This is a genomic window from Sinorhizobium sp. B11 (genome assembly GCA_039725955.1).
In the GTDB taxonomy this organism is placed as follows: domain Bacteria; phylum Pseudomonadota; class Alphaproteobacteria; order Rhizobiales; family Rhizobiaceae; genus Rhizobium.
This window is the reverse complement of record CP091034.1, coordinates 2,208,466-2,221,659: the sequence shown is the minus strand read 5'-3', so window position 1 is coordinate 2,221,659 and position 13,194 is coordinate 2,208,466. Positions and strand designations below refer to the sequence as shown.

Genomic DNA, 13,194 nt, shown 5'->3' with positions numbered 1-13,194 from the left:
TGACGAGAACGGGCCGCGGCATTGCGCGGCCCTTTCTTTTATTCCAAGGCAGATCAAAGGAAGGCGTCAGCCGATACCGTGCTGTTTCAGGAGTGCCTGCTCGTCGCCCGAAACCCAGCCGAAGACTTTCGCTTCTCCATCCAGAACCTGCACGAGATAGTGGACATCGAAGTCGATTATCGTGTCCGGTTGGCTCCCACGGACATAAGTCGCCCTCCAGGCGACATGCGCCACACAATGGCTCTCATCGATCGATGAGAGATGGACATGGCGAAGCATCATATCCTTGGTGCCAATGGCGCGATAACGCTCATACCCCTTCGCCATCATGCGCTTGAGCTCATCGTCGTTCTTGCCGGACATGACCCCGGAAGGCGAGGCGGCGATGACATCCGAGGCATAGAGGGAGGCGACCTCACCCATATCGGCTTTGCCCGCGAGCCCCTGGCGGAACAGGTGTTCATACCGCTCGAACAGTTTCCTTACTGCTGCTTCCATAGGCTGGTTTCCTGATGGACCGGGCTCATGATGCAGTAGCTATGGTGCTGGCCGGGAATACCAATAGGGCTCGAAGCAGGATCAGCATTGGCCGGGTCGGCCCGCCCTTGGTGCAGGAGCACATGATCCCACGGTGCGGAGATACCTCTCTAGCGAGTGCAAGCGCTCGGGATCAGCCAATCTCCACACGTAAAGCTTTCATTCACCGTTTTTAACTAAATTTGAATCGAGGTTTTCAGATCACAGGCCGCATGCGGAAGCGATAAGTATGGCGTTTCTTTCCCTTCTCCAGCGTACCGCCTTGCCACTCCTGCTTTCTGCGGCATTGACGACCTGTTCGATCAGCGACGGGCTGGTGCCGCCCGAGAATGTCGATAGCAGCACGCGCGTCAGTTCCATCACGCCGCCGCGGGGTGGGGCCTTGCGCATGGCGCCGGTCCAGAGCCAGCAACCTTATCCCGCAGCCAGCGCGCCGGTCGGCAATACGCAGGGTCAAATCGATTATCTCGATACGCCGAACCTCGCCGGCACGAGCCAACAGATGCGCGCCCCCGGACAACAGTCGGCCCCGATGGCCGCGCCGCAACAGGGGCAGCGGCGCCTGCCCATGATCGATAGCGACGAGGCGCTCGCGCAGCAGGGCCAGCCGCAACAGGCGCCGAATGGCAACTGGGGCGGCGTGAAGCCGCTCGCCATCCCCCAGGGTGGCGTCAACATGGATTCGGAACTTGGTGCCGGGCAGGGCAATGAGCAGGTCGTCGGGCTGGCGCAGGACGAGCAGCAGCAGATCGCCGAGGGCAATGCCACCGAACCTGTTGTCGACGGTATCGGCACCGATAACCCGACACAGCTCAACCAGGGTCGCCTGCCGCAGCCGGTTGCCGCCGCGCAGATGAGCCGCGCGCCGATGCGCGCTGCCGGCAATCGCGCCCAGACCTGGAGCGACGGCAGCCCGGTGCTGGCGCCGACGCGCGTGCCGGAAGAGGATGAGCCGGAGGAGGTCGCCATGCTGCGGCCGAACAATCCGATGATGAGCGAACCTGCCGCACCGATCGACCCCGGCGTCATGCCGGCCTCGGAGCTTTCCTGCCGGCGCGAATTGAAGCGCATGGGTGTGATCTTCGATGACCGCCCGCCGATTTCCAACGGGCCGGCCTGCCAGGTGCCCTATCCTGTGTCGCTGAAGGGCCTTTCAGGCAATATCGGCGTCAAGCCGGCGGTAACGCTGAATTGCCAGGTGACGCTTGCCTTCGCCAAATGGGTGAAGAACGAACTCGCGCCTTCGGCCCGCTTTCGTTACTGGACCGGCATTCAGACGATCGTCCCGCTTGGCGGCTATTCCTGCCGGCGCATGAACAACAGCCGCCAGCGATACAATCCGATTTCGGAACATGCGAAGGGCAACGCCATCGATGTCGGCAAGTTCGTACTGAAGAACGGTCATGAGATCGACGTGCGCAAGAAGGGCCTGTTCTCCTTCCGCGAAGGGCGGCTTCTGAAAGCCGTGCGCACCGACAGCTGCAATTACTTCACGACGGTGCTCGGCCCCGGCTACAATCCCGAACACTACAACCATTTCCACTTCGATCTCATGTCGCGCAGGGGCGGAAGATCCGTCTGCAAGTAGGTTGATATCACGGGAAGGTCTGCGTCACCTCGATCACGCCGACGATGGCTGCGTTGAAGCTGTCCATTTCCTCGGCGGGTATCCAGTATTCGAGATGTGCCCGACCGCCGGCTTCCTGTACCGCGTACCCGTCGAGATAGTCCTTTCGGACCTCGAATCTCGTAACGAATCCTGCGCCGCTACGAGGCACGTTCCAGTCACGGGCGATCTTGACGGCATAGTCCTGAGAAAGCACCGGATAGAAGATCGGCTGGTCGGGCAGGCGGGGCGGAAATCCGCGCATGCCAAGATCGCGGATGAGCGCTAGTTCCTCTGGACCAACCGGACGCCAGAGGGTGATTGTTTCGATGGCGTCGCTCATGTCCTGTCCTCGTTGGTCGTCTCTTCGGTCAAGGTCTTTGCCGGCAATGCTGCGGTGTCGCAGATCGCCTTTTCGAGGGTCGAGATCAATACGGTGCCGAGATCGCTGACCGACTGGATGATCTGTGCATTTTCATAGTAACCGGTCGTATCGTGGCCGATGCCGAGCCCGTAAAGCCTGATGTCGTCGGCGGCTTCTACGCGTCCGATTACCTCGCGCAGGTGACGGTCGAGAATGGTGTCCTCGTTGTGGAAGAGCGTTGCATCATCGACAGGTGCACCATCAGAGAGGACAATCAGCGCCTTTCTCTTCTTCTTGATTGCTGCCAGCCGATCCACCGCCCATTCGAGCGCTTCACCGTCGATATTCTCTTTGAGCAGATCCGGGCGAAGCATGGGTTCCAACGCACGACCTCCGCCTGACCAGTGGGGTGCGGCCGCGGATTTATAAATGATATGCAGAGTATCGTTCAAGCGTCCAGGCAATCGCGGCCTGCCCCTGCTTCGCCAGAGTTGGCGAGATTTGCCGCCCTTCCACCGGACGGTCGTAAAGCCGAGCAGTTCAGTAGCGATGCCCAGATTCTTGAGGAAATCCAGCGCAATGTCGCAGGCTGCTACCGTGAGCAATATGTTCTGTCCCTTCATCGAACCCGATTGATCGACGAGAAGGGTGATTGCCATCTCCGACAACTCCTCAGCGGTCTTTGCCGCACGAATGCGGTCCGATGCCGCCAGTGCCTTGACGGTCGCGCCGGTTCGCCAGTCCGTCAGCGCATAATTGAACGTTCGGCAGGCACCCAGATATTGGATCTGGTCGGCGCCTTCCAATTTGCCGAGAACCGTATGCAGCTTGTCTGCATCGATGACGATATCGAATTGCCGGGTGTAGATGCGATAGGCGTCCGCGTCGGGGTGCCCTTCGGGCGCCGCGACGGAACTGGCTCTGGTCATTTTCGTCTGGCTTTTAAAACAGGATTTAAGGCGTTGCAGAGCGCGAAACATGGATAAAACTTTTGGAGCGGCGGTACGACCGCTAGATGGCATGGAGAATTTGCCGAAGTCTACAACTTACTGTCGTGACAGCGGCATGTCGCATACTTCTGCCGTGCCGGCAGGCGGGTCCCGGATATCCTCGCATCCAGCCGGAAACCATTAAGGCACTTCGCAGTTAGGAATACTCGGCCTGATCCCGGGGGATGAGGCGACTGCGGGGAAGGATGGAGATCGGCGATCTCGGGCTCATGGCGGGAAAGCATCTGCTCATTGTCGAGAGCGGCGATCTGGTCGCCGACGAAGTGCGGCTTGCGCTGACGCAGGCCGGCGTCGTCATCGTTGGGCCTGCCGCCTCCGTCGAAATCGGCCTTGCGCTGCTCGACATCGTCAGGATCGATGGCGCCATCCTGGATATACGCATCGAAGGCGAAACCGCATTCCCGCTCGCCGAGCGTCTGCAGGACGCAAGAATATCTTTTGTTTTCGCGATGTTTCATGCCGATGCGGATATTGCACCAGAATATGGCGGCTACCGGCTCAACGAGAGCCCCGCCGCACTTGCCGAGATCGGCGAGGCTCTCTTTGCGCCGCGCGCAAACTGCGGCTGAAATCCGGCCAGGCTCGCAGCGGCATCCCATTGTGCGGTAGCGTACAAAGTGGCCCGCTGGCGGAACGAACAGCAGGTTGCCTCCCTTCTCCAGAATAAGAGCCCGCGGGTTCACATCCGGGGCCAGGGAGCCAGGACATGCAAGATTCCCACGAAATGCTTCAACAAGAGATGGTCGCCCATATTCCGGCGCTGAGAGCATTTGCCCGCACCTTTTACCGATCGTCCGGGGATGCCGACGATCTCGTACAGGAAACGCTCGTCAGGGCGCTTGGCAGCATCGGCCAGTTCAAACAGGGCACCAAGATGAAATCCTGGCTGTTCACGATCATGCGCAACGCCTTCTGCACGCGCTTTCGCGTCAGGCAGCGCGAGACGCTGGGCTCGGAAGAATGCGCCTCCTCGCAAGGCAGCGTGCCGGCCGACCAGGAATGGCACCTGCGTGGCCACGAACTGGAGGCTGCCTGTGGACACCTGCCGGAGCCTTATCGCGCCGCCTTCGCCTTCGTCTTCGTGGACGGGCGCTCCTATGAAGAAGCCGCGGACCATTTCCATTGCCCGATCGGTACTATCAAGAGCCGGGTGAACCGCGCCCGCCGACGCATTGCGCATGATATCGGCTATTATCAATAGGCCTGATTATCGCCGGCCCGGACTTTCGCGAGAGCCTGCGGCTGTCTGAGTTCGCCGATCAGCCGGCGATATTCCTGCTCGGCGCGGCCGTAGGAATCGCCGGCGAACTCCTCGAGACCCGTCCGGTCGCGGACGGTAACCAAGCTGCGCTCCGACCAGATCAGCTGCCTGCCTTCCAGATCATGCAGGGCGGTGGTTATGCTGGCGCGCCTGACGGACAGCATGAGAGCCAGGAATTCGTGCGTGAGGCCGATGTGGTCGCCGTCGATACGGTCGTGGCACATCAGTATCCAGCGCGCCAACCGCGCCTCGATGGAATGATTGGCGTTGGCAAGCGAAGTGAAAGCCGCCTGTACAATGAATGTCTGGACATAACGGTTCAGGAGCCTGCGCAGCGATGGCACAGCCCTCAGGGCCTCCTGCAGCGGCTCCACGGCGATGCGCGAACCATGGCCTTCCACCTGCACGAAAATGTCGAAGGTCGCGTGCGTGCTGTCGAGGATCGGCGCCAGCGGCACGATGCCTTCGCGCCCGACGATGCCGACCTCGCTTGATCGTTCGGCCACTGATCGCGCGACGATCGACGCGATGCCGTCCTCGATGAAATAGCAATGTTTCAGCTGATGGCCCGAAGTCGAAAGCGCATAGCCACGCGGCAGGGCAAGCGGTTCCAGGTAAGGGGTGAGATGCCGTGTCGCCTCCTCGTCCATTCTTCCGCGCAATATATTATCGCCGGCTGCATAGATGGCCCTGTCCATGATCTTCCCCTTCGTCGTGCACCAGACTCGATACGACGGCCGAAGTTCCCGATTAGCGCCGATTTTTGCAGGAGTTGTGTCGGCAGTCGAGCTCCATGCAGCCTATGCGCACCGATGTTTCAGGCTTGTCACCAAATGGTGATCTTTCCTGGAATGCCGGGGCGGGAACTTTATTCGGGTCGCCGTGTTGGGCGCGAACGATCGATCCGGGGCAGCGCCGCTATTCACATGTCAGACTGGACCACACCCCTTTATGTCCGGCTTCCGGACCAGGAGAGCCTTATCACCGTTCGCGGCACGGGCCATGCGGCAGCGCTTCTTGCCGACAAATGGCCTGTCACCCACGGTCCGGCCTTCGAGCACGCGCTGGCCTCCTTCGCGGCGGTCTCGGAAGGCCATCTGTTGCCCGACGAGGCGCGGGAAGCCTTCGTCGAAGCGGCGGATGCTGCCGGCGTCGGCTGGCTGAACTATGACGAAGCCTGATATCACGTGTCGCGACGCAAGCGTTGTGGCAAGAGCAGGGCTGCTGAGACAAAGAGAAAGCCAAAAGCCTTCAGCGCCGCCACCACCATATGACCGATTTCCCAGCGATGACGCACCGCTTCGAAATCCGCCGGCAGCGGCCCGGCCGCCCAGAGCGCCAGGACGGCATTCATGGGCGCAACGAGGATGAACCACGCCGCAAGCGCGGCAATGAAAAGAGCCGCCCCGACGAGAGCGAGTGCGACGGACGGCCGTCTGCCGTGCAGAAGGAAGGCAAGCAGGACGGTACAGACAATCGCCGCGAGATCGACCGGCGCACCGACGACGGCGAAATACTCGAACTGGCCGTTGAAGACAGTTGTTTCCCGCCAGAGTTCGGGCGACCAGATGGCGAGCCGCGGGCCTGCCTCAAGAACGTGGGCGTAGGACGGGCCGAGGCTGAGGGCGGCGAGAAAGAGCGTCGCAACGCCGAGACCGGGGATGAACCGTTCCACACCGCGTCCGCGTGTGCGAGTTTGTTGTCGAGATTCATGTAAGCGCATGGACGACCAGCCCGAGCAGGACGCAGCCGGCGAGGCCGGCGATGAAGATCACGCGCCTCGTTTTCGTGCGCAGGATGATTTCTCCGCCCCGCGCATCCTCGGCGGAAAAGATTCTCGCCTTGGCACCGTCATCGACAGATCCGGATTCTTTCGCTGTCATGGTCATGCCTTTCCTTTCCTGACGTTTGCCGAACATCCGAGCCAGCAACAGGTTCCCGTCCGCCGCGTCCATCCGTCGCCCGGGCCGGAACTGCGGCGCCGATTGACTTGTTCCCGCGAAGGATTAAGCTTTGAGGCATCGCAACCACCATCCGCGCGAATGCCAGCGGAGGGTGCGAGTGGCGGGGCAACCTTGAGGAGGATGAGGTTTGCCGTGGATTACCGTGTTATTCTGCTGATCTGTGCATCCGTGATTGCCCTTTCGCCCGGCAGCGCCGGGGCGCAGGAGGGCGATGCGACAGCGGGTGCCGTTGTTTTCAAGAAATGCGCGACCTGTCATATCGTCGATTCCGATACGAACAAGGTCGGCCCGTCGCTCAACAAATTGTTCGGCCGACCGGCCGGAACGCATCCCAATTTCGCCTATTCGCCTTCGATGAAGGCCGCCGGTGAGGGCGGTCTCGTCTGGGACGAGGCGACCCTGCGCGACTACCTGCACAATCCGAAAGCAAAGGTGAAGGGCACGAAAATGGCCTTTGTCGGCGTCAAGGACGACCAGGAGATCACCAATCTCATCGCTTATCTCAAGCAATATTCCCAGTGACGGATCATAATCCAATTGCCGGGTGGTGGCTGACGGCACATGCCTAAATTGCCGTAATTGCAGATATTTTCCAGTTATGCGATAATAAATACGGACTTTTGCGGAATACGGTTTCACGGTCGACTGCTCAGGGAGGAGCGGAAATGGCTGTTGTGCTGATCCTTGTCCTTGTTGTCGTCGGCTCCGTGCTGTTCCATGTGCTGAGCCCGTGGTGGTGGACGCCGATCGCGTCCAACTGGAGCTATATCGACAGCACGCTCGTCATCACCTTCTGGATCACCGGCATCGTCTTCGTCGCGGTCATTTCGTTCATGGCCTATTGCGTCTTCCGCTTCCGGCACAAGCCGGGCAACCGGGCGCATTACGAGCCCGAGAACCGCAGGCTGGAAGTACTGCTTGCCTCGGGAACGGCTGTCGGGGTCGCCGCGATGCTGGCGCCCGGCCTGATCGTCTGGAAACAGTTCATCACCGTGCCGCCCGATGCCGCATCGGTGGAAGTGGTCAGCCAGCAATGGCTGTGGAGCTTCCGGCTGCCTGGCGCGGACGGGAAGCTCGGCCGCGCCGAGACGCGTGACGTGACCCCCGAAAACCCGCTCGGCCTCGACAAGAACGATGCAAGCGGCCTCGACGACATCATCATCGAGGGCGGCGAGCTGCATCTGCCCATCGGCAAGCCGGTGCACATATTGCTGCGCTCGGTCGATGTGCTCCACGATTTCTATGTGCCGGAATTCCGCGCCAAGATGGACATGATCCCCGGCATGGTCACCTATTTCTGGCTCACGCCAACGCGCACGGGAACCTTCGAGATTCTCTGTGCCGAACTCTGCGGCGTCGGCCATCCGCAGATGCGCGGAACCGTCATCGTCGACAGTGACGCGGACTACCAGACCTGGCTTGGGCAGCAGCAGACGTTCACCCAGCTTACCGCATCGTCGGGAGAACCGCCGCCATCAAACTGAGGCGGCGGATGACGGCCGGAGGCCGCATCGGGAAAGGAAGGGAAGAGAGATCATGGTCGAGATTCCATCCGGCAGCATCCCATCCGCCGAAGTCGAGGATGTCGAGCTTTATCATCCGCACAGCTGGTGGACGAAATATGTGTTCAGCCAGGATGCGAAGATCATAGCCGTGCAATATTCGGTGACCGCCATCTCGATCGGCATGGTGGCGCTGGTGCTCTCCTGGCTGATGCGGATCCAGCTCGCCTTTCCCGGCGCTCTCTCCTTCATCGATGCCGATCATTATTACCAGTTCATCACCATGCACGGTATGATCATGGTGATCTATCTGCTCACTGCGCTCTTCCTCGGCGGCTTCGGCAATTACCTCATTCCGCTGATGGTCGGCGCGCGCGACATGGTATTTCCATACGCGAACATGCTGAGCTACTGGATCTATCTGCTTGCGGTGCTGATCCTGGTCGCCGGTTTCTTCGCACCCGGCGGCCCGACGGGGGCGGGCTGGACGCTTTATCCGCCGCAATCCGTCCTGTCGGGCACGCCCGGCGGCAAGGACTGGGGCATCCTCTTGATGCTCAGCTCGCTGATCGTCTTCATCATCGGCTTCACCATGGGTGGCCTGAACTATGTGGTGACGGTGCTGCAGGGGCGGGCACGCGGCATGACGCTGATGCGCATGCCGCTCACCGTCTGGGGCATCTTCACCGCGACGGTGATGGCGCTCCTGGCCTTTCCGGCCCTCTTCGTCGCCTGCGTGATGATGATGTTCGACCGCGTGCTCGGCACCAGCTTCTTCATGCCCGCCATCGTCGAGATGGGCGAGCAGCTGAAGCATGGCGGCGGAAGCCCGATCCTGTTCCAGCACCTGTTCTGGTTCTTCGGGCATCCGGAGGTCTATATCGTCGCGCTGCCGGCCTTCGGCATCGTTTCGGACCTGATCAGCACGCATGCGCGCAAGAACATATTCGGCTACCGCATGATGGTCTGGGCGATCGTCATCATCGGAGCCTTGAGCTTCGTCGTCTGGGCGCACCACATGTATGTCAGCGGCATGAACCCGGCCTTTGGCTTCTTCTTCGCCACGACGACGCTGATCATCGCCGTTCCGACGGCGATCAAGGTCTATAACTGGGTGCTGACGCTCTGGCGCGGCGACATTCACCTGACGCTGCCGATGCTCTTTGCGCTCGCCTTCATCGTTACCTTCGTCAATGGCGGCCTGACGGGCCTTTTCCTCGGCAATGTCGTCGTCGACGTACCGCTGTCGGATACGATGTTCGTCGTCGCGCATTTCCACATGGTCATGGGTGTTGCGCCGATCCTCGTCATCTTCGGGGCGATCTATCACTGGTATCCGAAGGTGACGGGACGCATGCTGGACGAGACGCTCGGCCGGATCCATTTCTGGATCACCTTCCTCGGCACCTATGCGATCTTTTTCCCGATGCATTATCTCGGCCTGCTCGGCGTGCCGCGCCGCTATTTCGAAATGGGGGAGACGGCCTTCGTTCCACCCTCGGCCCATACGCTGAACGTCTTCATAACGGTGATGGCGCTGATCGTCGGGGCGGCACAGATCGTCTTCCTGTTCAACCTGGTCTGGAGCCTTTTCCGGGGCAGGGAGGCGGGTGGCAATCCGTGGCGGGCGACGACGCTCGAATGGCAGACGCCGCAGACCCCGCCGGCGCATGGCAACTGGGGCAAGGAACTGCCTGTCGTCTATCGCTGGGCCTATGATTACAGCGTGCCGGGAGCGGCGGAGGATTTCATTCCGCAGAATGTGCCGGCAAGCGGCGGCGTCACACGGGAGGTTCCGGCATGAACGTCATGCTGATCTTCCTTGCCGCGGTGGCCGTCATCATCATCTGGTGGCTCTCCGGGCAGCGGCTGACCTCGAAGCCATGGCTCGAAACGGGGTCTGTGCAGCTGCCGGCGCATGACGATACCGTCAGGCAGCAGTCACCGGTGCCGGCGGTCAAGCTCGGCCTCTTCGTGTTCCTCGGCGTCGTCGGCGCGCTCTTCAGTCTCGCCGTCAGCGCCTATTTCATGCGCATGGCGTCGGCCGACTGGTGGGGAATGCCGGTTCCGCGGCTGCTCTGGATCAATACCGCAGCGCTCGCGCTCAGCAGTGCGGCGCTCCAATGGGCCAGACGCGAAGCGCAGCATGGGCGCATGGAAAGCCTGCGGCCGGCGCTCGTGACCGGGCTTGCGCTTGCCGTCTTCTTTCTGATCGGGCAGATCCAGGCTTGGCGGGAGCTGACCGAAGCCGGCTATGTGCTGGCCGACAATCCCGCCAACAGCTTCTTCTACATGCTGACCGGCCTGCACGGCCTGCATATTCTCGGCGGGCTTGCCGTGCTCGCACATACGACGGTCAGGGCATTTTCGGCCAACGTTCAACCCGACAGGCTGCAGCTCAGCGTCGATCTCTCGGCCATCTATTCGCATTTCATGCTCGCCGTCTGGCTTTTGCTTTTCGCGCTCTTTGCCGGCTGGGCGAATGACTTCGTCGATCTCTGCCGCACATTGCTTAACTAGAACCAGGGGCTGCTCAGGAGGCGCAGATGGCACAGACTATCGGGACACACGACGAAACAAGCCTCAGGCCAGCAGGCCTGCGGGGCGTCGCGGCCGATTTCAGCTCGGACCAGCGCGCCTTCAAGACCGCCTCCTGGGGCAAGGCGATGATGTGGATCTTTCTGCTCAGCGACACCTTCGTCTTCGGCTGTTTCCTGATCGCCTATATGACCGCCCGCATGTCGACGCCGGTCCCGTGGCCCAATCCAAGCGAGGTCTTCGCGCTGCATATCGGCGGCGAGGACGTTCCGCTGATCCTGATCGCGATCATGACCTTCGTGCTGATCTCGAGCAGCGGCACCATGGCGATGGCGGTCAATTTCGGCTACCGCCGCGAACGCGGGAGGACGGCGGCGCTGATGCTGCTGACGGCGCTTCTCGGGGCAACCTTCGTCGGCATGCAGGCCTTCGAATGGACGAAGCTGATCACCGAAGGTGTGCGCCCCTGGGAAAACCCATGGGGGGCGGCGCAGTTCGGCTCGACCTTCTTCATGATTACGGGCTTTCACGGCACCCATGTCACCATCGGCGTCATCTTCCTCCTCATCATTGCCCGCAAGGTCTGGCGGGGTGATTTCGATGTGGAGCGGCGCGGTTTCTTCACCAGCCGGAAAGGCCGCTACGAGGCCGTCGAGATCATGGGCCTCTACTGGCACTTCGTCGACCTGGTCTGGGTCTTCATCTTCGCGTTTTTCTATCTGTGGTGAGGTCGTCATGAGCGAGACAACGGCACATGCGCAAAGCCCGACGGTACAGGCACAGGAACACGGACAGCAGCACCCGATCCGGCTCTATCTGGTGGTCTGGGGCCTGCTTTTCGTGCTCAGCGCCTTTTCCTACATGGTCGATTATCTCGGCATCCAGGGCCATCTCAGGTGGACGCTGATCCTGCTCTTCATGATGCTGAAGGCGGGGCTCATCGTCGCCGTCTTCATGCACATGGCCTGGGAACGGTTGGCTCTGGTCTACGCCATCCTGCTGCCGCCGCTGCTGGTGCTTGTCTTCGTGGCGCTGATGGTTTCGGAAGCGGACTATACGATCTTCACCCGGCTCGCCTTCTTTGGCGCCGGGCCGTAGAGGGCCAGGGAAAGGAAAACGCAGAAAGTTTCAAGGCGTTTGTTTTTCCTTCCGAGGCGCCTGCGGGCTGGCTTGCAGGCCGTGATTCCGGCCCTGCGGAGCGGTCTCGAGGAATATTTTTGCGTCCTGTTTTTTGTGTGGAACTCTCTGCCACCTCGTGCGTTTGGCAGCATCTTTATGGAGCGATCGGGAGGAGATCATGCAACCGAAGATCGGAACGGATGCCCCTGCGGACCGCTGGATCGGTGCCGTGGAGCTTGCGATCGTGCAGAAGGCTTTCGACAGACTTTGCGCGGAACGCGGCTTGTCGCGCGACTGCACAGAGGCACGTGAACTCGCGCGTGTGACAATCGACCTTTACCGGCAGGGTGCCGACAGCGAATACAAGCTGCACACCTCGCTGTCAGGCTCCGATTTCAAGACACCGGCCCTGTGAGCGGCCGATGAGCAATGTCGTGACATTCCCGCGCCGGAACCTCAGGTCGCACCACCCATACTATGTCGGCTCGGCGAGGCAGGTGGAAGGGCGGATCGCGATATTGGAGACGATCGCGAAGATCACCGTGCGCGACAGCGCGTTCACGCCCTATGAACAGGCGGCCCTGCTGGCGAAGCTGAGGACCGCCATCCGCGCGGAATGCGTCGCGCACAAGCTGTCGCCGGACGAGCAGTTCGAAACGATGCGTTATGCCGAGCGTCTTCTCGACGATATCCTCGACAGCATCCACGACTGAGGCATCTGCCGTCACGTTTTCTTGTTCCGCCGCAGCCCTGCAGGCACCATGCCGCAGTTGCGGAGCATCATCTGCTCATGCCAACATCCGGCCATGTTGATCCGACCTGCCAGAGCGGAAGACCGCAGCGCTATATGGACGATCCTGGAACCTGTCATCCGGGCAGGCGAAACCTATACGCTCGACCGCGACATGAGCGAGGCCGATGCGCTCGACTACTGGCTCGACCCCGGCAAGGAAACCTTCGTCGCCGATGACGGCGGCAGCATTATCGGCACCTATTACATCAGGGCCAATCAAGCGGGCGGCGGCAACCATGTCTGTAACTGCGGATATATGACGGCACCCGCGGCGGCGGGGCAGGGTGTGGCGCGCATCATGCACCAGCATTCGCTTGCCCATGCGCGCCAGCGCGGCTTCCGGGCCATGCAGTTCAATTTCGTCGTCAGTTCCAACGAGCGGGCGGTGCGGCTGTGGCAGTCGCTCGACTTTCAGGTGGTCGGCCGGCTGCCCGGGGCGTTCCGGCATCCGACCCTTGGCTTTGTCGACGCGCTCGTCATGTACCGGGATCTTTGACGAC

The 13,194-nt window shown here is 61.1% G+C and carries 19 protein-coding genes; 13 read left to right on the top strand and 6 right to left on the bottom strand.

What is annotated here, in order from left to right; genetic code table 11:
• Positions 1 to 66: 66 nt before the first annotated feature.
• Positions 67 to 498 (bottom strand): nuclear transport factor 2 family protein, encoded by a 432-nt coding sequence (locus LVY75_20890; protein ID XAZ25585.1) that lies wholly within the window; start codon positions 496 to 498, stop codon positions 67 to 69.
• A 268-nt stretch (positions 499 to 766) separates the two neighbouring features.
• Here LVY75_20890 and LVY75_20885 point away from each other — a divergent pair, with 268 nt between their 5' ends.
• The gene (locus tag LVY75_20885; protein XAZ25584.1) at positions 767 to 2,125 is read left to right on the top strand and encodes an extensin family protein; all 1,359 of its coding nucleotides are present in this window, start codon (positions 767 to 769) and stop codon (positions 2,123 to 2,125) included.
• A 7-nt stretch (positions 2,126 to 2,132) separates the two neighbouring features.
• Here the strand turns inward: LVY75_20885 and LVY75_20880 are convergent, their stop codons facing one another.
• Together LVY75_20880 and LVY75_20875 are read right to left on the bottom strand one after the other, a co-directional pair.
• On the bottom strand, positions 2,133 to 2,486 hold the full coding sequence (locus LVY75_20880; protein ID XAZ25583.1) for an ADP-ribosylation/crystallin J1: 354 nt from the start codon (positions 2,484 to 2,486) through the stop codon (positions 2,133 to 2,135).
• On the bottom strand, positions 2,483 to 3,436 hold the full coding sequence (locus LVY75_20875) for a cobalamin biosynthesis protein CobT (protein ID XAZ25582.1): 954 nt from the start codon (positions 3,434 to 3,436) through the stop codon (positions 2,483 to 2,485). Before LVY75_20875 ends, LVY75_20880 begins: the two co-directional genes overlap by 4 nt.
• A gap of 266 nt (positions 3,437 to 3,702) precedes the next feature.
• On the opposite strand from LVY75_20875, the gene LVY75_20870 reads away from it, so the two are divergent.
• Both LVY75_20870 and LVY75_20865 read left to right on the top strand, forming a co-directional pair.
• Complete coding sequence (locus tag LVY75_20870; protein XAZ25581.1) at positions 3,703 to 4,086, top strand: response regulator; 384 nt, start codon at positions 3,703 to 3,705, stop codon at positions 4,084 to 4,086.
• A gap of 137 nt (positions 4,087 to 4,223) precedes the next feature.
• The gene (locus LVY75_20865) at positions 4,224 to 4,718 is read left to right on the top strand and encodes a sigma-70 family RNA polymerase sigma factor (protein XAZ25580.1); all 495 of its coding nucleotides are present in this window, start codon (positions 4,224 to 4,226) and stop codon (positions 4,716 to 4,718) included.
• Here LVY75_20865 and LVY75_20860 read toward each other — a convergent pair.
• Positions 4,712 to 5,476 (bottom strand): Crp/Fnr family transcriptional regulator, encoded by a 765-nt coding sequence (locus tag LVY75_20860; GenBank protein XAZ25579.1) that lies wholly within the window; start codon positions 5,474 to 5,476, stop codon positions 4,712 to 4,714. The two genes, LVY75_20865 and LVY75_20860, sit on opposite strands and share 7 nt — an antisense overlap.
• A gap of 228 nt (positions 5,477 to 5,704) precedes the next feature.
• Here LVY75_20860 and LVY75_20855 point away from each other — a divergent pair, with 228 nt between their 5' ends.
• On the top strand, positions 5,705 to 5,959 hold the full coding sequence (locus LVY75_20855; protein ID XAZ25578.1) for a DUF982 domain-containing protein: 255 nt from the start codon (positions 5,705 to 5,707) through the stop codon (positions 5,957 to 5,959).
• A gap of 2 nt (positions 5,960 to 5,961) precedes the next feature.
• Here LVY75_20855 and LVY75_20850 read toward each other — a convergent pair whose 3' ends face one another.
• A complete protein-coding gene (locus LVY75_20850) occupies positions 5,962 to 6,453 on the bottom strand; it encodes a DUF1772 domain-containing protein (protein ID XAZ25577.1) in 492 nt (163 codons plus the stop codon).
• Positions 6,454 to 6,487: 34 nt separating this feature from the next.
• Positions 6,488 to 6,733 carry a hypothetical protein gene (locus LVY75_20845; protein XAZ25576.1) on the bottom strand — a complete coding sequence of 82 codons (246 nt, stop codon included), beginning with the start codon at positions 6,731 to 6,733 and terminating at the stop codon, positions 6,488 to 6,490.
• Between the two features lie 141 nt (positions 6,734 to 6,874).
• Here LVY75_20845 and LVY75_20840 point away from each other — a divergent pair, with 141 nt between their 5' ends.
• The 9 genes from LVY75_20840 (at position 6,875) to LVY75_20800 (ending at position 13,190) form a co-directional block, all read left to right on the top strand.
• A complete protein-coding gene (locus tag LVY75_20840; protein ID XAZ25575.1) occupies positions 6,875 to 7,264 on the top strand; it encodes a cytochrome c family protein in 390 nt (129 codons plus the stop codon).
• Positions 7,265 to 7,407: 143 nt separating this feature from the next.
• Positions 7,408 to 8,226 (top strand): cytochrome c oxidase subunit II, encoded by an 819-nt coding sequence (locus tag LVY75_20835; GenBank protein ID XAZ25574.1) that lies wholly within the window; start codon positions 7,408 to 7,410, stop codon positions 8,224 to 8,226.
• A 52-nt stretch (positions 8,227 to 8,278) separates the two neighbouring features.
• Complete coding sequence (gene ctaD / locus LVY75_20830) at positions 8,279 to 10,048, top strand: cytochrome c oxidase subunit I (GenBank protein XAZ25573.1); 1,770 nt, start codon at positions 8,279 to 8,281, stop codon at positions 10,046 to 10,048.
• Positions 10,045 to 10,764, top strand: a complete 720-nt coding sequence (locus LVY75_20825) for a cytochrome c oxidase subunit 3 (GenBank protein XAZ25572.1) — start codon at positions 10,045 to 10,047, stop codon at positions 10,762 to 10,764. The genes ctaD and LVY75_20825 overlap by 4 nt, the downstream gene beginning before the upstream one ends.
• A gap of 26 nt (positions 10,765 to 10,790) precedes the next feature.
• Positions 10,791 to 11,510, top strand: a complete 720-nt coding sequence (locus tag LVY75_20820) for a heme-copper oxidase subunit III family protein (protein ID XAZ25571.1) — start codon at positions 10,791 to 10,793, stop codon at positions 11,508 to 11,510.
• Between the two features lie 7 nt (positions 11,511 to 11,517).
• Positions 11,518 to 11,880 carry a cytochrome C oxidase subunit IV family protein gene (locus LVY75_20815; protein ID XAZ25570.1) on the top strand — a complete coding sequence of 121 codons (363 nt, stop codon included), beginning with the start codon at positions 11,518 to 11,520 and terminating at the stop codon, positions 11,878 to 11,880.
• 199 nt (positions 11,881 to 12,079) lie between these two features.
• Complete coding sequence (locus tag LVY75_20810; protein XAZ25569.1) at positions 12,080 to 12,316, top strand: hypothetical protein; 237 nt, start codon at positions 12,080 to 12,082, stop codon at positions 12,314 to 12,316.
• Between the two features lie 7 nt (positions 12,317 to 12,323).
• Positions 12,324 to 12,614 (top strand): hypothetical protein, encoded by a 291-nt coding sequence (locus tag LVY75_20805; protein ID XAZ25568.1) that lies wholly within the window; start codon positions 12,324 to 12,326, stop codon positions 12,612 to 12,614.
• A 93-nt stretch (positions 12,615 to 12,707) separates the two neighbouring features.
• Positions 12,708 to 13,190 (top strand): GNAT family N-acetyltransferase, encoded by a 483-nt coding sequence (locus LVY75_20800; protein ID XAZ25567.1) that lies wholly within the window; start codon positions 12,708 to 12,710, stop codon positions 13,188 to 13,190.
• The last annotated feature ends 4 nt before the right edge of the window (positions 13,191 to 13,194 follow it).